Below are 19,978 nucleotides of genomic sequence, written 5' to 3' on the forward strand. Positions count from 1 at the left end.
GATGAATTTCGATCCGCGTTTTTCCGGGCGTAAATTCACATCCGTCGGCACACGCCCCATCCGCCCCGACGGCGTCGACAAGGTGACGGGCCGCGCCCGCTATGGCGCCGACTTCAACATGGCCGGCCAGCTGGTCGGCCGCGTGCTGCGCAGCCCGCATGCGCACGCCGTCATCCGCAAGATCGACACCTCGAAGGCGGAAAAGCTTCCCGGCGTGAAGGCGGTGATCACCGCGGCCGACCTGCCTGACCTGACCGATGGCGATGCCGCCATGTACGACATCCTCGACAATTGCATGGCGCGCACCAAGGCGCTCTATGACGGCCATGCGGTGGCCGCGGTCGCCGCCGTCGATGCCCGCACGGCGCGGCAAGCGCTGAAGCTGATCGAGGTCGACTACGAGATCCTGCCGCATGTCACCGATGTCGACCTGGCGATGGAGCACCACGCACCGCTGATCAACGACACCATCTTCACCGAGGGCCTCGAGGAAAAGCCGGTAAAACCCTCCAACGTCACCAAGCGCAGCCAGTTTGGCCATGGCGATGTCCATCAGGGCTTTGGCCACGCCGACTTCATCGTCGAGCGCTCCTTCAAGACCGAGCAGACGCATCAGGGCTATATCGAGCCGCATGCCTGCGTGGCGAGCGTCTCGTCCGACGGCACCGCCGACCTCTGGGTCTGCACGCAGGGCCATTTTGTCTACCGCCAGCATTGCGCCCAGCTGCTCGGCATGGAAGCCTCGAAGCTGCGCGTCACCTCGTCGGAGATCGGCGGCGGTTTCGGCGGCAAGACTCATGTCTGGGCCGAGCCGGTGGCGCTTGCCCTGTCGCGCAAGGCCGGACGCCCGGTGAAGCTGGTGATGACCCGCGACGAGGTGTTCCGCGCCTCGGGTCCGACCAGCGCCACTTCGATCGACGTCAAGATCGGCGCCCGCAAGGATGGCACCATCACCGCGGCGCAAGCGACGCTGCGCTACAGCGCCGGCCCCTATGCCGGCTCCTGGGCCGAGATCGGCGCCATGACGGCGTTTGCCTGCTACAAGCTCGATAACGTCGAGACGGTCGGCTACGAAGTGCTGGTCAACCGGCCGAAGACGGCGGCCTATCGCGCGCCCTCGGCACCGATGGCGGCGTTCGCGGTGGAAAGTGCCGTCGACGAGCTCGCCAAGGAGATCGGCATGGATCCGGTCGACTTCCGCATCAAGAACGCCGCGCAGGAAGGCACACGSTCGTCCTACGGCCCGGTCTATGGCCCAATCGGCATCGGCCCGACGCTGGAGGCGGTGAAGAACCATCCGCACATGAAGGCGCCGCTCGGAAAGAACCAGGGCAGGGGCATGGCCTGCGGCTTCTGGTTCAATTTCGGCGGCCAGACCTGCGTGGACCTCAACATCGGCATGGACGGCTCGGTATCGCTCGCCGTCGGCACGGTGGACGTGGGCGGTTCCCGCGCGTCGCTGTCGCTGGTGGCGGCGGAGGAGCTCGGCATCGACTATGCCCAGCTCAAGGCGGTCGTCGCCGACACGTCTTCCCTCGGCTACAACGACATGACCGACGGCAGCCGCGGCACCTTCTCGTCCTCCATGGCGACTATCTCGGCCGCCCGCAACGCGATCAAGATCCTGCGCGAGCGCGCCGCGCAGATGTGGGATATTGCCGTCGACGACGTCGTCTGGGAACAGGGCCACGCGGTCGCCAAGGGCGAGAAGCACGGCAATCTCGGCAAGCTGTCGCTGAAGGAGATCGCGCTGCAATCCGGCAAGACCGGCGGGCCGATCGCTGGCCATAGCGAGCTCGTCGCCGACGGTGCCGGCGTCTCCTTCGCCACCCATATCTGCGACATCGAGGTCGACCCCGAGACCGGCTCGACCCGGGTGATCCGCTACACGGTGGTGCAGGATGCCGGCAAGGCGGTGCACCCGACCTATGTCGAGGGCCAGTACCAGGGCGGTGCCGCGCAAGGCATCGGCTGGGCGCTCAACGAGGAGTATATTTACGGCAAGGACGGCCGGCTGCAGAACGCCGGCTTCCTCGACTACCGCATCCCGGTCTGCTCCGACCTGCCGATGATCGACACGCAGATCCTSGARATCCCCAACCCCAACCACCCCTATGGCGTGCGCGGCGTCGGCGAAACCTCGATCGTGCCGCCGCTGGCGGCGATCGCCAACGCGGTGTCGAACGCGGCCGGCGTGCGCATGACCCACATCCCGATGTCGCCGCCACGCATTCTGGCGGCCATCGAGGCGGAACGGGGCTAGGGCAGGGAGAGCTCGGGCCAGTGGTCGAAGTCACCCTTTGGGGCGCGCTCGGCCAGCTTGCCGGCGGCAAGAGCAAGGTCGAGGTCGAGGCCAAGGACATCAGGGAACTGTTCAGGAAACTGGCTGAACAGTATCCCGGCTTCGAGCCGTGGATTGATCGCGGGATCGCGGTGGCGATCGATGGGGTGATTTATCGGGATACGTGGAGCAAGGAGCTGCCGGCGGGGGCGGAGATTTTTTTGCTGCCGCGGCTGGCGGGGGGGTAGGTGGATAAGTGGCTCGCTGGCCTCGCTTCGCATCGAACGTCTTGGTATGGCCGCGAAAGCGGCCCGTCGGCTAAGGAGGGGGTTTGTCCATAAGCAGCCACTCACTGTAAGCAAAAATCCCTTGCACAGTGAGACCTGCTAATAGCAGCGGATCATCATCATTACTTACTGCACACTTTGGCAGGATCGCACGTCTGACGACCGGCCGCTGTCTTTCCGCCCTCTTTCGTGCCAGTCAGGATATCGACTTCCTTGCCATAGTTTTCCCGGGTGTTCTGATCGACGACTGCAACAGGTGCCGCGATCACCAATCCTGCGGCGCTGCCAGCCGCCGCCGCCGCGCCTGTCGTTGCTTGCACGATGGTGTCGCCCAAGCCGATCCTGTTGTCGGTCAATGTCTGGCCGTTGGCCATCCGTGCCCCAATCAGTTGCACGATCTGCGGAGACGATGCGAACTTGCCATGATTCAGGCTGTCTCCGGATTTGATCTTCGTCAGGTCGATGACGGTTACATTGTTATCAGCGAGTTCTTCCTTGTAGGGAGCTTGCTCAGGATCGATGGATCCGAGCCGCGGGATATTGCCCCAAACCCGCCGCGAAACCTTGAGAGCGCGATCGTCCTGCGAGACAAAGAGCGTAAACTGGGGATGCTGTTTCCCCATATCGGCGATTTGTGTGCGAAACACATCGACATCAACGTCCGGAGCAGCAAGCATGACGTTTTTGAACTTCGCTGGCAGGCCGCCATTGCGGATGGCCATCTGCCGCAAGGATTCCAACGCAAGCCAGTTGCCCATTGAATGAGCCAGGATCGAAACCTCTTTTACTTCGGGATCGCGAGCGAGGTACTGGAACAACAACTCGACCGCATCTCGGGTGTAGTTGGTGCTTTCGCGATCATAGCCATAGGCCAGCGCGCTACCCCGCGACGGCCAGGTGACCAGGATCGGGGCGCTGTTCGTGCCGGTATCCTTGGCGATCTGGGCGAAGCGATAGACCGCGTCCTCGAACCGATTGTTGAACCCGTGAATGAAAACCAGGACACTGTGGTCCGGGCTCTTCTTGACAGAGGCGTGCAGCCAGCCCTTGGCCGACTGCACGGTAAGTTCCTCCGCTTGCAGAACAGCGAAATCGGTTGCCGGATTCGATGGCAGCTTCTTCGGCCATGCGACTTCGCCGACTTTGCGAACCGATGGAATCGACACTGTCATGTCGGCAAAAGAGGGGGTCATTCCGCGCTCGCCCGTGTACATTTCCGCCGGATTGGAAGACCGGCTACGGGTGGTCGCAATCAGCATGTTTATCTTGCTGGATGACGGCGATGTGTCGGCGACAGGYAACAGCACGTTGGTGGGACGCGCCGCGCATCCTGCCAGCAATGCGATGACTGCCGACAAAATCAGAGCCCTCTTCATACGCGTGACCTTGGACCTGCTTACTTTCACGCGTACTCCCCGTGCTGTTTGAGCTCTGTCGCCGACCAATCTCAGTTGATGTGAACGACCACGTATTTGGTGCCCGTGTGCTGGTAGTAAGTGGCGCCACAGTGCCAGTAAGAGGCGCCGTTGACCGAAACCTTTGCGCAGCCAGCGGGAAGCCTTGCCACATACACGCTCGTTCTGCGGACTGTTCGCCGCGCCGTGCGGCGTGCCACGCCTGCCACGCTTCTGGGCGTGTGAGGTCGGCCAACCTTTGCCATCGCTTCAGATGACACCGAATTTCCTGTTGCCAGCGAGACCGGGTCAACTTCGACAAATGTTGCCAGCGCCACGGCAAAAATAAGCGCACTACGCAAGCTGAACTTCGATTTCATGATTTCCTCCATTGGCTAGTTGTCGTCATTACCTCCGGCTATTGGCCGGTTATCGAAATCTATTTCTTCGGAAAGAGGAATGTGACGCCGGTTCGGAACCCAAAACCGTCGGGTCCATTTTCCGGACTCTCCGCCCAGTAGCGGACACTCGCACTCAGGCTGACCGGCTGTTTGCCGAGAAGCACCAGCTTGGAGGCCTGGAGGCCGATGGGAACCGACCATTGGTTTGCTCCCCAATCGTATGTGCTCTCGGTGCTGAGCGTGAACGTCCAGGCGTCCTTGGTCGTGTAGGATATGAAGGGCTGCAGGTAAGTCGCGCTGATTTCGTTGCGGTTTTCGTCACCAGCAAACGACCAGATATGATTGGCCAATAGGCCAACCGTCCACCCGTCGAATTGCTTGAGGACGACGGCCGTGGGTCCGGCTCCCCATTTTTGTCCGCCGAGCAGCGGGTCAGTCGCGGTAGGCAAGAGGAACACCGGCCCGACACCCCAGACGATCCCGCTCGCGCCGGTCTTAGAGGGCGAGAGGAAGAGGCTTTGAGATATGTCTCCGAGTCCGAACTGCGCACCGGATGGACCCACGATGTCGTGCTGCCAGGCGATCGGCACGACCGTGCGAGAGATCAGGTTCCAGTTGTCGTTGAGCGTTAACGGGATTACCGGTTGAACGTTGACATAGGCCTTATCGCCATTGATGGGCCCGTAGCCCCTGTCGTAGTTGAATTGGATCGGCACGCTGATCAGCGAGGCGATCGGGTTGGACAGCTGCTTTGCCAATTCGTCGGCGTCTTGCGCCCAGGCGTTCCCGATACCCGGACCGGTGCTTGCCAGAATGGCCATCGCACCTGTGAGGATATATCCTTTCATTGCGTCCTCCTGGGCCAGAAAGGCAATGAATGGTCAGAGCGGAAGGTCATTGGGCCAGGCACTTCCGCCCTACCGCCATCGCCTTGAAAGTTCCATTCAGGTCGACGACAAACGTTCCTTTCGTGTCCGGAAACACTGTCATTGCGTATTTCTTCGCCACGTCGCGCTTGAAATTGGGGTCGTCGGTCAAGATGTATCCGCCTGAGTATCCGCCCTTCAGTTCCCCGCTCGTGCTGGTGGCAACGCCCTTATAGAGATGGCCGTCGAGTGAGACGAAGATAGCCGAATTGGTCCCGTTCTTGAGGCCAATATCCGCCTTCGTGAACACGCCCAGATAGCCAACCTGCTGGTTTGCCGTGACGCCCATTTGCACCGCGCTTGGACCATCTGTGCGCACGATCAAACAGTCTCCGCGCGTCTTGTTCGCGTAGACGGTCCAACCTTCGACATCGTCCCCGTATCGGACGAGGACGTCGCTAGCCTTGGGAAGGGGATTCTGGCTTTGCGCGTAGACCGCAACCGCGGATGAAAGTACGACTGACGTTGCCGCGATGAGAGTGATGAAATTCCGCACGATAGTCTCCCTATTTGAGTGTTGTTCGTCGCCGTTTCGTTGCCTGCTGCTAGGAGGGCTTGTCTTCTGTGGCGTCACCTTGCCGGCGAAGCCGTTGCTACCCGGCCGTTTCGAGCTCGCCGAGGCGCCGGGTCCTGTCGGCCAGCTTGCGCGGCGCGAGTTTGTCATCCCGGCAGCCGGCGCGACGAAGACGGTTCGACTCCGCCCGGTCGCAGCGCTATTGGCTCTTTGCCGCGGCGGGCGAGAAGGCGAACCCCACCCAGAGGTTCCAGCCTGAAGCTCGGTTCTCGCGCGCAAATTCCCAATAAGCCTTGGCGTTGAAAACGCCCTGCACCTTATCGCTCACCGGGAACAGGTAGCCGACCTGCGGACCRATGCCGACGACCCGCGATTTGAAGTCCCCAAGCACCGCGCCGCTGCCACTGTCTCCGGTAAGCTGCTGGTAGTAATAGCCGCCTGCTCCAACGAAAAATTGCTTGTTCAGGAACTGCGCGGCGGCCCAATCGATGTGCATATCGACACCGTTCTGGTAATCCGTGTCGGGGTTTTTAAAGTTGTAGGTAAACCCGAGAACGGCGGAAGCTTCCCTGCCGTTTGCCGGATTGAAGTAGGTGTAACCGCCGCCGGCATCGATGGCGGCATGGCCGAGGCCGAGATTGGCCAGGCGATTGACGTCGTAGGCGCCGACCGGGATATCGCCGGCAAGATAGGTCATGTAGTTGTTGACGCCGGCGTTCCATTTGAGTGTCGCCGTTGGATAGATATCGCCGAAGCCCGTAACCGGGTCGCTCCTGCTGCCGGAAACGGGCACCCCTCCCGGGCCGGAAAGCACGGTGTCTACGCCGACCACGCTGCGGCCGCCTGCGGTCAACGCGCTCAGCGTCAATTGCGCGCTCCCCAGCACTGGCGTCTCGAACGTATAGCTTGGCCCGAAGATGACGAGGTTGGCCCGACCTTTCAGGCCGACGTCGACCTGACCACCGCGCGGGAACTCCTGACCTCCGCCTGCCCCAACGGACCCGTGGTAGTAAATCGTCGCCCAAGACCAACCAGGGGTGCCGGGCGTTGCAGCAAAGCTGCCATACTGGCCTGGCAGCCAAAAGCTGACGCCGTTCTCATCGGCATGAGCAATCGCCGGTAGAAGAACCGAACTTGCCAGCGCGGCAAACAAAACGCGATGATAGATCATTTGTACCCCTCGACTTTCATTGCTTCGCCGTCCCCAGGCGTTATTGAAGTTCAGTCGTCGCCGGTCTCAGGCCGGAATGTGCCCCCGATGGTCTCAGCATTTCCGCTTTCGGCTTTCGCCGCATCGCGGCCAATGTCGCGGCTTCGTGCGATGAGCCGAAATCCAAGATGTGAGATCGAAGTATCTATCGGCTGTGCCATGCGGGCGGCGGGCCGATAGCGTCTGCAATAGTTCGGCGCACACAGATGCGAACCGCCCTTGGTGACCTTGCGCGGTATCTTCACCTCGGTCTCGCGCGGATCGTAGCTTTGTTYCCGGTCCCCGCCGCGTGGATTGGTCCCCGTACAGCATGGGCTATCAATCGCGCCGTGGTCCCGATACCAGTCCGACGTCCACTGCCAGACATTGCCGGCCATGTCGTAAAGGCCGTATCCGTTGGGCGGAAACGACCCAACCGGAGCGGTATATTCGTATCCGTCATCGACGGTGTTGCGATAGGGAAAATCGCCCTGCCAGATATTCGCCATATGCCGTCCGCCCAGGGTGAGTTCTTCACCCCAGACATACTCGGCGCCTTCCAGCCCGCCGCGTGCCGCGAACTCCCATTCCGCCTCGGTCGGCAATGCTTTGCCGGCCCAGACTGAGTAAGCCTCGGCATCCTCATAGGCGATGTGGACGACGGGGTGGTCCTTCAGCTTCTTGATAGTACTCGCCGGTCCGCGTGGATGGCGCCAGTTTGCCCCGCCGACATACATCCACCAATTATAGTGGTTACGCATATCCACCGGCCCTGCCGGTTTCTTGAAGATGGTCGAGGATGGCAACAACCTGTCCGGCAACGCGCCAGGATATTCCGCCGGATCTACCGGCCTCTCGGCAAGCGTGACGTATCCGGTTTCCGTGACGAAGCGTTCGAAATCGGCATTGGTGACAGTGCAGCAATCCATCCAGAAGCCATCGACACGGACGCGGTGTGCCGGGGCTTCCTCGGCATAGCCTCTGTCCGAACCCATCAGAAACTCGCCGCCTGGAATCCAGATCATCTCCGAGGAGAACGGCGTGGCCTGAGACGCCCGAATATCGGGGTAACTCACAACAGGGTTGGTGCTGGTCATTTGATCCGAGTATTCTTTCCCATCTGCGGTTTGTCCTCGCTGGCGTCCAGCTTCGCGAGGACAGGCCTTCTTCACCGGCAAACGCAACAGGGGTCACGTCAATCCGGGTTCGGCGCGCCGGCGTCTTGCTTGCTACCGCCCCCAGGGTTCACATCGATCGTCACTTTCTTGATTGTTCCGGTAAAGCCGTTGTCGCCCTGGGCGTAGTCAGGCGTCACCGGGCTGTAGAGGTCCACGCCGACATCTGCGGTCTCAACGCCGTAGATAAACGGAATGGTGCGCTCGATCTTGCCCGAGGCGACCTTCTTCCCGCCGATAGAGAGCGTTCCTGTGCCGCCTGCCCCGAACTTGCCGCCGTCATAGGCAAACTCGTAGACGAGTGTGACAGGGCCGGCAGGCAGCGGCACGTCGGAAGCGATAGTCGTCACGACGCCGAGGAAGTTGTAGGCGAATTTGGGCTTGCCCTCCTTCACGTAAAGGCTCCAGCCCGAGTGCGAACCGCCCTGTGCCAGGATGACTCCCGAAGCGCCGTTCTCCGGGACTTCCAGTTCGGCCGTCACCGAGGAACTCCGGTTCTTCACGTCGATGAAGGCATTCTCCTTCATGCCAACCATGCCCGGATAGACGGCTAGTGACGTGCGGCCTCCCATATAGTCGGGACGCCCCGCCAGTCCGGCATTGAATCGCTCCTGGGCGCGGTCGTCGAGTGGGAGCACACTGTACTTCACCGCCTCGGTGAGGAACGCATCCTGCAGCTCCCTGAGCTTTTCGGGAAATTTCTCTGACACATCGATGGCGCAACTAAAGTCTTCCGCCGTGTTGAACAGTTCCCATTTGTCCTCGGCATAGGAACTGCGGGGCTTTGGCTCCCACGACACCTTGTGCAGCGTCGCGGCGTACCATCCATCCTTGTAGATGCCGCGATTCCCATACACTTCGTAGTACTGGATTGTGTGAGACGACGCCGCCTGAGCATCGTTGAAGGTATGAAGCATGCTGCTGCCTTCGATCGGCTTTTGAGGCACACCGTTTACCGTCTTGGGCTGCGGCAAACCTGCCGCCTCCAGCACGGTAGGTACGATATCGATCAGGTGCTGGTAATGCGTGCGTATCTCCCCTTTCGCCTTGATTCCCTTGGGCCAGCTGACAATTGCAGCGTTGGTGGTGCCGCCGTACTGGGTGTGGAGTTGCGAAAATGCAAACGGGGTATTGTCGGCAAACGACCAGCCGGCCGGTGGCGTCATCGCGGAGTGCGGCCCCCCTACCTCATCGAGGTGATCAAGCTGGAATTGAAGTGTCTCCGGCGATTGGTTGAACGTACTCATGGTGTTGTGCACGCCAATGCGTCCGCCGTTGGGGCTCGCACCATTGTCGCCGGTGACATAGATGATCAGCGTGTTGTCCAGCGCCCCCATGTCATCGACAGCCTGGATGACCCTGCCGATCTCGTAGTCCGTCAGCTCGGCGAATGCCGCAAAGAGTTCCTGATAGCGGACACAGACCTTCTTCTCATCGGGGCTCAAACTGTCCCAGTCGTCGGCAATAGGGGCTTTTGGCGTGAGCTGGGTGTTCTCCGGGACGATGCCCATCTTTTTCTGGCGCGCCAGGATCTCCTCACGGTACTTGTCCCAACCTTGATCGAACTTGCCCTTATACTTGTCCTTCCAGGAGTCTGGCATCTGCACTGGATCATGCATGCCTTGTGCTGGGTAGTACACAAAGAAGGGTTTGTCGGGGTTGAGGGTTTTTTGTGCCTTAATCCATTCGATGGCACGGTTCGCGATATCGGTCTGGTAGTAGTAGTTCGGGTCTTTCGATGTGGGAACCAGCGTCGTGTTGTCGTGAGCTACCGGATAGAATTGATCCGATTCTCCAATTACGTTGCCGTAAAATCTTTCGAATCCGAGGCCGGTGGGCCACTGGTCGAACGGTCCTGTGAGGCCGCTTTCCCAAGCGACGTATTCGTGGCACTTACCGAACATCGCCGTGCTGTAGCCGTTGTGTTTCAAAATCTTTGCGAGCGGCGCAACGCTGTTCGGGAGCATGGACGTCTGACCGGGGAACCCGGTCGACATCTCTGAGATGGTCCCCATGTTCGCACTATGACAATTGCGCCCCGTCAGCAGCGACACGCGGCTCGCCGAGCAGATCGGATTCACGTGGAAGTTGTTGTAGATCAGCCCCTCCTTGGCGAGGCGATCCAGGGTCGGCAGGTTTATGACACCACCCATTGTCGTGGAGCCGGCGTAGCCGAAATTGTCGAGCAGAATCACGATGACGTTGGGAGCGCCGACCGGAGCCGTGACTTGGAATATCGGCGGTGCCTTCACGTTGCGGGCGTCGAGTTCGGTGATCGGTGGATAGGTCGGTTCCGCGATCGGCAGGGCGGTCCGGTCGACTGTTGTATCGACGGCCGGACCCGGCGTCGGCTTGGTCTCCTGTGCCGCTACTGGCGTCGTCGACACGGCCACGGCGCCACCTGACATGGCCGCGGCGGTCAGCAAAGAGGCACCACTGAGCAGGAGATCGCGGCGCCTTATGCCTTCGCGCTGCGGCGAACTGGATTTTGGTTCCTTGTCGGAATGGTCATTGCTCATGGTGCGTCCTCCCTCAGTGATGCAGTCGAAGCTGCAGCGAGTGTCGTTGTCCGTTGCCGAAAAAGTGCGGCTCCGGATGAGTCAAGTCTCCTCAATTTGCAGGCAACGCTATCTACGGCCGAAGAATAGCTGACGCCAAAATTCGGTTAGCCGGAAATTTATCTAGCAGCATCCCTCATGCCACCACGACGAAAATATCGTTTATCTGCGGGCAGCGGAGGGGAATTTACAAAGAGACTCCAGCGAACGTACAGCGTTGATGTTGTTGAAGCTTAACGATCCGCTGGAATTTGACTATCCAGATTCTGCAATTTCATATTATACTATTCGCATGCGGGAAGAATTGGGTTTTCCAAATTGAACAATGAGTTTCCGGATATACCTCTGGTTGTCGAAGGTAGATTCGAGGATATGGATGCCATGGCTGCGAGCCCGCATGCCTGGGATCAGAAATTTGAACAGATCGGCCCCGGGCGTTTCCACGGCGATCTGACCCAGCTAGTCATGGGCCAACTCCAACTGGGCCGCGAGACGCGCTCAACGGGCGTGCTGCAACGCGGAAGCGCACCAGCTGGTACGTGGGTCTTCGGCCTGCCGCTCGCGGTAGAAGGCTCGCTCCATATACGCCGCAGGCCAGCGCCTCCGGGTCAACTCCTAGTGGCCACCTCGCGCGACGACGTAGGTCTGTCGGCGACCGGTCCGACCTCCATGATGATCGCCGTGCTGCCGACCCAGATGATCAACCACTGGATGCAAGTCCGGCGCGGCGCAGAAAAAGTCGATGTCGATCTCCCGTCGCCGCGATGGCAGGTTACGGCGACAGAGATGACCCAGCGAGCCGAGACTCTGTCCAGCTTGCTGCAAACACTGACAGCCAAGTCGGACGATATGTGGAGCGCGCGCACCCTGCCTCATGTCGAAGCGCAGATAGCGGATGTCATTTTAGGCCTGATCCCGTCCGCCGAGATTATTGAGCCGTTCCACAGCCGAGCGCGCATCGCACGTGCGGTGCTTTCGTTGCTGCTTGAGCGTCTTGATGAGCCTCCAACCGTCACCGAGTTGTGCGAATCGGTTGGCGCAAGAGAGCGTACGCTGCACCTCAGTTGCGTCGAGGCCTTTGGACGCCCGCCCTTACGGCTTTTGGGGGAGCTGCGCCTGAACGCTGCCCATAGGGCGCTTTTGCACCCTGGTAAGGATAYGAACGTCACAGCGGTCGCCGCGCTCCTTGGCTTCACCCATTTTGGGCGCTTCTCTTCCGCCTACAGGCTGCAATTTGGAGAGTTGCCCTCAGCCACAATTGCCAAGGCGCGCGGGTATTAGGAGGATCCGCTAGCTGCACTCCGGCTCCAGCACCGGCTGGTGGCCGACTAGGCGCCTGCAGCGCGCCGACTTCGCGCAGACCTGCCGTCGACCCTTTTTGGACATTCCGCCGAAGCCGGCCGTCGGATTGTTGAAGCTTTGTTGTCGCCCATGGGTTATCCCCTAACCAAAAGTCTTCGAAACGGAGTTGCGACCCATTGAGCGTAGCCTTTGCCAAGGAGGAAAGTGCGGAGGCGGCATCGGAAACCATCCTGCCGGCTCGCCCCATCTCGGATCGGATCAACCTCGTCACCGAGGCGGGTCTCACGATGCTGCACGATGAATTGGCTCGCGCCCGGCAGGCTCTCGAGGCCGCCAGCGTGCTGGACGATATCAATGAGAGGCGACGGCAGTCGGCGGTTCCGGTTCGAGATGTCAGCTATTATGCCGAACGCGTGCGTACGGCTCAGCTCATGTCGGTGCCGACGTCCAATGAAGTGATCGGCTTCGGGCACACCGTTACCTTCGCGCGCGATGATGGCCGCACCCAGACCTTCCGCATCGTCGGTGAGGATGAGGCCAACCCGGCGCAAGCTTCCATTTCGCATGGTTCACCGGTTGCCATCGCGCTGATTGGCAAGAGCGTTGGCGATGTTGTCCAGCTGGGGCAGCGCGAACTCGAGATCCTGTCCATTTCCTAGTGGAAGATCGGTGTCAGTGAGCCGCGCTGCTCTGACGTCAGAAACCCGGGACAGGCCGGGTCTTTCCACTCAATCGAGCGCCAAGCGTCAAGGCCGCCGGAAAATTCTTGATCACGGCGCGCATCACCGTCCTGCTSCCAGGYCGGAGCGCTATKCGGGCAATCAAGGCCGAGGCACGCAARCGGGTCGAGAAYTGCCGGCGCCAYTCSCTTTCGTAGCGGCGTCCGGYCTCGTCGTGGCCCTCGTGACCTTTRCCCGATGCGACCAGTTCTCGCGCAAGCAGCCAGCCGGATTGCAGCGCCATCGAAATCCCTTCGGCGATGACAGGATGTGACTCACCGGCGATGTTGCCGACGCGGAAGATGCCCTTGTCATAGCCAGGTCGAATACCGGGATGAATCGGTCCCGCGGCGAGCCATGGGCCGTCCAGTTCGGCACCGGCCAGCACCGTTTCCACGCCTCGGCACGAGGCCACGACGTGGCGCCACAATGCATCGGCGGCCGCAATGTTTCCCCAGCGCTGGCGCAGACCGGACAGCACATCCCGGCGGATACAGCAGGAGATGGAAACCCGGCCCTGGTCCGCCGTTACCATTCCGCCATAACCGCCCGGGAATACCAGCAGCGGCATCAGGTCGGGCGCAAGTGCCGCGCCGGTAAAATGCGCCTTGAAACCGAAAAGGTCGGARGGTTGGCTCGTTCGTTCAATCTGGCTTGGCAGTTTGCCGGTTTCCCAGGATCCGTGCGCGGCAATTATGACAGGTGCGCTCAAAACCTGCTGTTGCTGGTCCGTCTCCACGGTCACGGACTGAAGATCCTCGTGCCGACGAATGGCGACAGCCTTGCAAGGCTGGAGAATTTCGACACCGGCACGTTCGGCGGCCTGCAACAGGATGGTATCCAGACGATCGCGGCCGAGAGCGCGGCCGGGACCTGTGCTGGCGCGCGGCATTGGCGCCTGCGCCGAGACATCGCAGGAAAAGAACCCGACGCGGCGTATTTCGGGGCCGGCTTCCGCCCGCCAGGTGTCGCCGACACCCAACCGGTCGAGCAAGGCAAGGCTGGTGCCCGACATGAATTCGCCGCAGACCTTTCGGCGCGGAAACGCGACCTTCTCCACCATCGCCACCGACCAGCCATGCTGGGCCAGCGCAATGGCGGTGGAACTGCCGGCAGGGCCGGCACCGATGATGATTGCGTCGTGCGTCATCTGGCGCCGGGCATGCTTGTGCGGGGAAAACTGGCACCGACAAAACCTTGAGTGAACAGGCCTTTGCGGGCCTCCATCACCGGGGTTCCCCCTGACGCCTGCCACAATTGCGAAAGTTCCGTGCCGCGAAAACCGGCGCGGACACTTTGCGTCGCATCGTTCAGTGTCACCGCACCGGCGCCGATCAGTCGCAGGAACCGCGTCGCGACAAGTGGACCCCTGGCCCTGAGCGGCTCGGTCGCTACGAGCAGCGGGGCCATCGYCATGATCCGGGMAAACAGMTSCWGYAGGCGSGYGTCGTCGAAGTGRTGGAGGATMAGGTTGGCGCAGACAAGATCGAAGGGCCTGTCTCCCGTCCAATCGAATATATCGGCGGTTACAGGTTGCGCCCGCCAACCAAGTTCAGCGAAAGCGTCGCACACATCCTTGCCGATCAGGTCGATCCTGTCGACCATGACGATCTCCACATCGGGCCAACGCCGCGCCATCAGCCGCGCCACGCGCAGCATGAACTTTCCGTCACCGGCGCCCAGTTCGAGGATGCGCAGCGGCGGCGTTTGCACATTGGCCCGCATGAGCGAGGCCATGAACTTGGCCTGGAACATCAATGCATTGATCCAGACGAGGTCACGACGGGATGCAATCGCACGGGGATCGTCGGCCGGGAGGCCGTCGAGGAGTTCTGGCTCCAGATGCCGGATGTTGATGTCGGTCATGCGATGGATCGGAATTTTTGGGGGCTTCAGCCGGCAATCCGGCACATGGAATTCGGTCGTACCTTCATGGCCGCGCGCTGTTCATTTGGGAATTCGCATATGAACCCGATCCGGATGGCGAAGCCGAATTTCGGTCCCTTTCATACAGGATTGGAGGCTGGTATGACAGTTTGCTAAATAAGAAATATCGGCGCCACGCAATAAAATGCTTTATGGCGACGTTTGCCTTAGAAAACGCTTCCCCAATTCCCAGACCTCTTATGAGACCCGATCGGGCTCATTGTCGGAGCAATTTTGGCCCCTCAAGCGTATCTGAACCGCATTGCCACGTCAGTTCCAGAACACGACGTGCATGAGTTCTACCTCCGCTATGGAGCTTTGCTGCTTGAAGACAATGCCCAGCGCCTTACGGTCTTCGAGCGCATGGTCGCTCTTGCCGGCATCGAACATCGCTATTCCTGCTTTGCGCCGGCCGACGATCCGCGCGGCGGGGCAATCGACCGCGACGGCACCTCGGTCAGGGGCTCGTTCGCCAGCACCGCGATCCGCATGGAGATGTACGAAGCCGCGGCACCTGAGCTCGCGCAAAAGGCCGTCGACGAGCTTCTGGCCGACGAAGACCGCTCGCGGATCACGCATTTGATCGTGACGAGCTGCACCGGCTTTTCGGCGCCTGGCATCGACCTGGAGCTGGTGGCGCGATGCGGCCTGCCGAATTCGGTCGAACGCACCATCGTCGGCTTCATGGGATGCTACGCCGCCATCAACGCCTTGAAGCTGGCACGCCATATCGTGCGCTCCGACCCGAACGCCCGCGTGCTGACGGTCAACATCGAATTGTGCACGCTGCATTTCAGGGAAGCCGCCGAGCTTGAGAAGCTGATCTCGTTTTGCCTGTGGGGCGACGGTTGCGCGGCCTCGCTGGTAACGGCCGAACCGCACGGCATCTTGCTGGAAAGCTTCCACGCCATCGTCACGGCGGAGCGCAAGGAGCTGATGAGCTGGCACATCCGCGACGACGGCTTTGACATGGTGCTGTCCGGCCAGGTTCCCGGCGCGGTTCGCGAGACGCTGCGCAACGAGCATGCGGCCATCCTCGGCGGCAGGCCCGCCAGCGAGATCGACTTGTGGGCGGTGCATCCCGGCGGCCGCTCCGTGCTCGACGCGGTCGAGCGGGCGCTCAAACTGGAGCCGAGCGCGCTCGCCGCATCGCGCGAAGTGCTGCGGCGATACGGCAACATGTCATCGGCAACCGTGATGTTCGTGATGGCCGAAATGCTGAAGGAGCCGTCAGGCCTGCTCGGCTGCGGCATGGCGTTCGGGCCGGGATTGACCACCGAGACCATGATGTTCCGGACTGCCTGATGAAGGCCCTTTACGAAAACATCTCGCTCGCGGCCCGTCGGCTGGCGCCCTATTTGCCGTATCCGCACTTCATGTGCGTTGCGCCTCTCGACGCCGTGCTGCGGGTCCTGTGGCGCGCGCAAGGCCAGATTCCGCCCGCCTACTGGCCGCGCCTGGTGCTGCTGCTGCTGCTTTCGGCCATCAACACCGTCGCCTCCCTGCCGGAGCGCGCGATCGTTGCGGCATGGCTGCGGCTGCGACCTCCGCGGATGGGACGGGATAATGCCCCCGTGTTCGTCCTCGGCTACTTCCGGTCCGGAACGACGTTTTTGCAGAACCTGCTGGCAGCCGACCCGGACCTGAGATCGCCGAGCTGGCCGCAGGTCCTGGCCCCTCAGGCATTCGTCCCTGGCTGGTTTCTCCTGCGCTATTTTTTCGTGCCCTTGCTGCCGTTGACGCGCCTCGGCGCGGTCGTGCCSGTRGGCGCCAGGCTGCCGGGGGAGGACGACTTCGCGTTGAACAATCTGGGCGGGATGTCCGTGCTTGCGGGACGCGCCATCCTTCCCCGCCGGCAAGCCTTCTTCAATCGATTTCACGATCTCGACGCGCTTTCGAAGGACGAGTTCAGCCGCTGGCGTTCACATCAGCTCGCTTTCGTCCAGAAGCTTGCTCTCGTTGCGGGCGGGCGGCGACTTCTGCTCAAGTCGCCGAGCCATACGGCGCGCGTCCGCTACCTCCAGGAATTGTTTCCAGGCGCCAAGTTTGTCCACATCTCCCGTTCGCCCGAAGCGGTGTTCCGGTCCAACTTGCTTCTGGCGCGCGAATTGCARCGTGCATTCGCCCTGCAGCCGCCACTGCCCGAGGAYGAGCAGGAGGAGATCATCACCCGCGAATATCTCGCGACAGAGATGCACTATCTGGCCGACAGAGCCCGGATTCCAGCTGGCGACCTSGCCGAAGTGCGGCTGCAGGATCTCACCGCCGATCCCGTGGGCGAGATGAAGCGGATCTACCATGAATTGGGCCTGCCATTTTCGCGCGGCGGCGAAGAGCGGGTGCTGCAGGTCGCCGCGACGTTCGGCAAGCAGGTGCGCAGCAGCCATCCCGACCTGAGCGAAAGGCAGAAAGCGCGGGTCGCTCGCCTCGAACCGTTGGCCGCCGCTTTCGGGCATGCGCCTCTACATGCTCCCGAGACGCCCGATGTTGACAGCCAACAACGCATTGGATGACATAGGATCATGACAGCACGCCTATGGTCGCACGCAAGCTGGGTAGCGTTGGCCCGGCTGTTGGTTGTCCCCGTGCTACTCGCGATTTGCGCCTCATCGCTTCCGGCAGCCGCCGATGAACAGAGTGACGCGGTCAAGTTGGTCGAGACCGTGCGCCAGGCGGCGATTGCGCTTGGGCACGGTGGATCCGCCGAGGGGCAGCTCCGCTCGGTCTCCGCTGCGTTCGACGGCAGGGGGATCGCGCAAGCCGTGCTCGGGACGTATTGGCGTCGCGCAAGTGCGGACGACCGCGCCTCGGTGACCGATGCGCTGCTTTATGCGATTGCACACAGGCTCGCCGACAGGCTGGAACGGACGCAAGACAAGACTTTCACCGTGCTCGGCACAAAGGCGCTGGCTAATGGCGACATCCTGGTGCGCAGCGAATTCCGCCGGCCGCTCCACGGCCCGACGTCCGTGGACTGGCGCATCCGCCACTGCCGCGGACAACTCTGCATCGGCGATGTCCTTGTCGACGGCGGCTCCGTGACCGTGCAGCAGCGGGACCGCGTTGCCCAGCTGCTTGCTGGCAATGGCGGCTCGATCCCGGCACTTGTCGCCGATCTCAGGAAAGGCCGGGTATGACGCCTCGCTTGTGCTCATGTCCCTCCTCGTCGAATTGAGCAACGTCGGCCGCGACTTTGACGGCGGCCGCATTGTCGCCGTCGACGGTGTGTCGCTTGCGATCGAGGATGACGAGACCGTGGCCATTGTCGGCCGCAGCGGGAGCGGCAAGTCCACGATCCTGAACCTGGTCTGCGGGCTCGACCGGCCGACGCGCGGCGAAGTCCGGTTCGAAGGACGGGCCATCAGCGGGAGGGCCGCATGGGCGGCCGTGCGGGCGAGCAGGATCGGGATCGTTTTCCAGAACTTCTTCCTGCTCCAGTCCTTRTCGGCGMGCGARAACATCGARGTGGCKTTGYTGGGAAACCTCRGCGGAGCGCGGCAGCGTCGCGTTCGCGCGCTCGAACTTCTGGCCCATTTCGGTCTTGCCGAACGCGCTACGCTGCGGCCGGCCGAGCTTTCGGGCGGCGAGCGCCAGCGGCTTGCCATTGCGCGCGCACTTGCCAACCGTCCGAAACTTCTCGTTGCGGACGAGCCGACAGGAAGCCTCGACGTGCAGACGAGCCAGTCGGTGATGAGCATCATTGGCAACGCGCATCGCGAATTCGGTACCGCGGTGATCGTGGTGACCCATGACGAGGACGTGGCCGCGCTGTGCGGTCGGCGTGTCGAGATCTCCGACGGCCGCATCCGTTCGGACAGCCGAATGGCGGCGATGCCGACGCCCGCGCCGGCGTCGGGGATCAGCTAACCCATGACAGAGCTGACCCTTCCCTTGCGCGGTCTCCTTGCGCGTCCGCTTCGCACCCTGCTCACGGTTCTCGGCATCGCTCTGGCGGTCGCGGGGTTTGTGGCGCTTACCGGCCTGACCGCCGGCGTCCAGCGCTCGTTCGCATCSGGAATCGATGARAACGGYGCGGACCTGGTGGTAAGCCAGCGCRGYGCSTTCAACCTGGTGAGCAGCACCGTGCCCARMTCGYTGGGCTCYGGKCTTTCCGCGGTGCCRAACGTCGAGGCCGTGTCGGGCGTTCTCYTGAACATCACCACCGCTGACGACGCCGCGAATATTGTCATGGCCGGCTGGCCGAGCGACAGCTTCCTGTGGAAAGACATGCACCTTGTGGCGGGGCGCCCCCCTGCATCGGGGGACCCGTGGCCSGTGATCCTTGGCSAGTCGATCGCCACCGCAYTGGACAAGCGGGTCGGTGATACMGTCGAGCTGCAGTTCCAGCCCTATCGGATTGTCGGCATCGCGTCGTTCTCGTCGGTGCTGAACCAGAACAGCGCGATCGTTCCGCTCGARGGGCTGCAGCAACTCCTGTCGCGGGCGGACGTGTTTACCTTGTACGAGGTGAGGTTGAAGCGCCCGCTCGACAAGAACGACATCGCCGTTGCCCGAACCAGGCTCATCGCCGCCGCACCGGGATTCGCGGTGGGCGATACCGAGCAGTTTGCCAACAGCATCCGCATCTTCGATCTGCTTCGGGCGATTGCCCAGACCATTTCGCTGGTTGTCATGGCGATGGCCTCTGTCGCCGTTGCCAATACACTCCTGATGGCGGTGAACGAACGGACGTTCGAGATTGGAGTTCTCGCTGCGCTAGGCTGGTCTCCGCGGCGAATTCTTCGGCTCATTCTCATCGAAGGCATGATCATGAGCGCAGCCGGCGGGATTATCGGGATCATTCTCGGCGCCCTTACCATGGAGATGGCGGCGAGGACAAAGTTCGCGGCGGGCCTGATCGTGCCTTATTTGTCAGGCTGGTCGATCGCGCAGGCGCTGATCTTCGTCTTCATCGCTGGGCCTCTCGGTGCGCTTTACCCAGCCTGGCGCGCCACGCGCCTTCTTCCTGCTGACGCGCTCCGCAGGATCTGACGCCGGCTCGATGGGGCGGGCGCCTCACAGCAAAAACGTCTGCCTCTCCCGCAACGTCGCCGTGATCGCCGCAATCCCCACCTCGATCTCGCGCCTGCCCGCCAGCATCGCATCCCCCGCCACGCCTTCCAGCATCGAGCGCAACAACTCCGCCTGCCCAACCAGCACTGCATCCTTCTCCGCCAAGGCCGCGAGCGTGTTCGTTTCCTGGCGGTAGCGTTGGCTCATGCGGTCGTTTTCCGGTACCGGCTGGTGGCGGATCAGGCCTTCCAGCGCGCCGACCTCGCGGCCCAGGCGCTCGAGCGCCTGGGCGT

General features: G+C 61.8%; 20 protein-coding genes. 10 read left to right on the forward strand and 10 right to left on the reverse strand.

Features of this window, described 5'->3' with window-relative positions:
* Nucleotide 1 precedes the first annotated feature (1 nt).
* Both AC1DX0_RS06270 and AC1DX0_RS06275 read left to right on the forward strand, forming a co-directional pair.
* Nucleotides 2-2,263 carry a xanthine dehydrogenase family protein molybdopterin-binding subunit gene (locus AC1DX0_RS06270; protein ID WP_477222852.1) on the forward strand — a complete coding sequence of 754 codons (2,262 nt, stop codon included), beginning with the start codon at nucleotides 2-4 and terminating at the stop codon, nucleotides 2,261-2,263.
* Nucleotides 2,264-2,283: 20 nt separating this feature from the next.
* On the forward strand, nucleotides 2,284-2,529 hold the full coding sequence (locus AC1DX0_RS06275) for a MoaD/ThiS family protein (protein WP_477222851.1): 246 nt from the start codon (nucleotides 2,284-2,286) through the stop codon (nucleotides 2,527-2,529).
* A gap of 161 nt (nucleotides 2,530-2,690) precedes the next feature.
* Here the strand turns inward: AC1DX0_RS06275 and AC1DX0_RS06280 are convergent, their stop codons facing one another.
* The 7 genes from AC1DX0_RS06280 to AC1DX0_RS06310 all read right to left on the reverse strand — a co-directional run bounded on the left by AC1DX0_RS06280 (nucleotide 2,691) and on the right by AC1DX0_RS06310 (nucleotide 10,686).
* Complete coding sequence (locus AC1DX0_RS06280; RefSeq protein ID WP_477222850.1) at nucleotides 2,691-3,944, reverse strand: alpha/beta hydrolase; 1,254 nt, start codon at nucleotides 3,942-3,944, stop codon at nucleotides 2,691-2,693.
* A gap of 71 nt (nucleotides 3,945-4,015) precedes the next feature.
* Nucleotides 4,016-4,342 carry a hypothetical protein gene (locus AC1DX0_RS06285; protein WP_477222849.1) on the reverse strand — a complete coding sequence of 109 codons (327 nt, stop codon included), beginning with the start codon at nucleotides 4,340-4,342 and terminating at the stop codon, nucleotides 4,016-4,018.
* A gap of 59 nt (nucleotides 4,343-4,401) precedes the next feature.
* Complete coding sequence (locus tag AC1DX0_RS06290; RefSeq protein ID WP_477222953.1) at nucleotides 4,402-5,184, reverse strand: transporter; 783 nt, start codon at nucleotides 5,182-5,184, stop codon at nucleotides 4,402-4,404.
* A gap of 73 nt (nucleotides 5,185-5,257) precedes the next feature.
* On the reverse strand, nucleotides 5,258-5,785 hold the full coding sequence (locus tag AC1DX0_RS06295; RefSeq protein ID WP_477222848.1) for a hypothetical protein: 528 nt from the start codon (nucleotides 5,783-5,785) through the stop codon (nucleotides 5,258-5,260).
* Nucleotides 5,786-6,002: 217 nt separating this feature from the next.
* Nucleotides 6,003-6,974, reverse strand: a complete 972-nt coding sequence (locus AC1DX0_RS06300) for a SphA family protein (RefSeq protein WP_477222847.1) — start codon at nucleotides 6,972-6,974, stop codon at nucleotides 6,003-6,005.
* Between the two features lie 50 nt (nucleotides 6,975-7,024).
* Nucleotides 7,025-8,017 carry a formylglycine-generating enzyme family protein gene (locus tag AC1DX0_RS06305; RefSeq protein WP_477354680.1) on the reverse strand — a complete coding sequence of 331 codons (993 nt, stop codon included), beginning with the start codon at nucleotides 8,015-8,017 and terminating at the stop codon, nucleotides 7,025-7,027.
* A 170-nt stretch (nucleotides 8,018-8,187) separates the two neighbouring features.
* On the reverse strand, nucleotides 8,188-10,686 hold the full coding sequence (locus tag AC1DX0_RS06310; protein WP_477222846.1) for an arylsulfatase: 2,499 nt from the start codon (nucleotides 10,684-10,686) through the stop codon (nucleotides 8,188-8,190).
* 420 nt (nucleotides 10,687-11,106) lie between these two features.
* Here AC1DX0_RS06310 and AC1DX0_RS06315 point away from each other — a divergent pair, with 420 nt between their 5' ends.
* On the forward strand, nucleotides 11,107-12,006 hold the full coding sequence (locus AC1DX0_RS06315; protein ID WP_477354665.1) for a helix-turn-helix domain-containing protein: 900 nt from the start codon (nucleotides 11,107-11,109) through the stop codon (nucleotides 12,004-12,006).
* Nucleotides 12,007-12,203: 197 nt separating this feature from the next.
* Nucleotides 12,204-12,686 carry a transcription elongation factor GreA gene (greA, locus tag AC1DX0_RS06320; protein ID WP_477222844.1) on the forward strand — a complete coding sequence of 161 codons (483 nt, stop codon included), beginning with the start codon at nucleotides 12,204-12,206 and terminating at the stop codon, nucleotides 12,684-12,686.
* A gap of 37 nt (nucleotides 12,687-12,723) precedes the next feature.
* Here the strand turns inward: greA and AC1DX0_RS06325 are convergent, their stop codons facing one another.
* Both AC1DX0_RS06325 and AC1DX0_RS06330 read right to left on the reverse strand, forming a co-directional pair.
* Nucleotides 12,724-13,896 carry an NAD(P)/FAD-dependent oxidoreductase gene (locus AC1DX0_RS06325; protein ID WP_477354668.1) on the reverse strand — a complete coding sequence of 391 codons (1,173 nt, stop codon included), beginning with the start codon at nucleotides 13,894-13,896 and terminating at the stop codon, nucleotides 12,724-12,726.
* Complete coding sequence (locus AC1DX0_RS06330; protein WP_477354683.1) at nucleotides 13,893-14,384, reverse strand: hypothetical protein; 492 nt, start codon at nucleotides 14,382-14,384, stop codon at nucleotides 13,893-13,895. Before AC1DX0_RS06330 ends, AC1DX0_RS06325 begins: the two co-directional genes overlap by 4 nt.
* Here AC1DX0_RS06330 and AC1DX0_RS06335 point away from each other — a divergent pair.
* The 6 genes from AC1DX0_RS06335 (at nucleotide 14,280) to AC1DX0_RS06360 (ending at nucleotide 19,664) form a co-directional block, all read left to right on the forward strand.
* Entirely contained in the window at nucleotides 14,280-14,789 is a 510-nt protein-coding gene (locus tag AC1DX0_RS06335; RefSeq protein WP_477354686.1) for a hypothetical protein, read from the forward strand. The genes AC1DX0_RS06330 and AC1DX0_RS06335 overlap by 105 nt on opposite strands.
* Nucleotides 14,790-14,906: 117 nt before the next feature.
* Nucleotides 14,907-15,977 carry a type III polyketide synthase gene (locus tag AC1DX0_RS06340; RefSeq protein WP_477222842.1) on the forward strand — a complete coding sequence of 357 codons (1,071 nt, stop codon included), beginning with the start codon at nucleotides 14,907-14,909 and terminating at the stop codon, nucleotides 15,975-15,977.
* Nucleotides 15,977-17,185 carry a sulfotransferase family protein gene (locus AC1DX0_RS06345; protein WP_477222841.1) on the forward strand — a complete coding sequence of 403 codons (1,209 nt, stop codon included), beginning with the start codon at nucleotides 15,977-15,979 and terminating at the stop codon, nucleotides 17,183-17,185. The genes AC1DX0_RS06340 and AC1DX0_RS06345 overlap by 1 nt, the downstream gene beginning before the upstream one ends.
* Nucleotides 17,186-17,194: 9 nt before the next feature.
* On the forward strand, nucleotides 17,195-17,809 hold the full coding sequence (locus tag AC1DX0_RS06350; RefSeq protein ID WP_477222840.1) for an ABC transporter substrate-binding protein: 615 nt from the start codon (nucleotides 17,195-17,197) through the stop codon (nucleotides 17,807-17,809).
* 16 nt (nucleotides 17,810-17,825) lie between these two features.
* Nucleotides 17,826-18,539: an ABC transporter ATP-binding protein gene (locus AC1DX0_RS06355; protein WP_477354671.1), complete on the forward strand. Its 714-nt coding sequence runs from the start codon at nucleotides 17,826-17,828 to the stop codon at nucleotides 18,537-18,539.
* A 3-nt stretch (nucleotides 18,540-18,542) separates the two neighbouring features.
* On the forward strand, nucleotides 18,543-19,664 hold the full coding sequence (locus AC1DX0_RS06360; RefSeq protein WP_477354674.1) for an ABC transporter permease: 1,122 nt from the start codon (nucleotides 18,543-18,545) through the stop codon (nucleotides 19,662-19,664).
* A gap of 24 nt (nucleotides 19,665-19,688) precedes the next feature.
* On the opposite strand, the gene AC1DX0_RS06365 is transcribed toward AC1DX0_RS06360, so the two are convergent.
* The coding region (locus AC1DX0_RS06365; protein WP_477354677.1) for a hypothetical protein at nucleotides 19,689-19,978 on the reverse strand (290 nt) is incomplete at its 5' end.

Source organism: Mesorhizobium sp. P3_A9, from assembly GCF_056402975.1.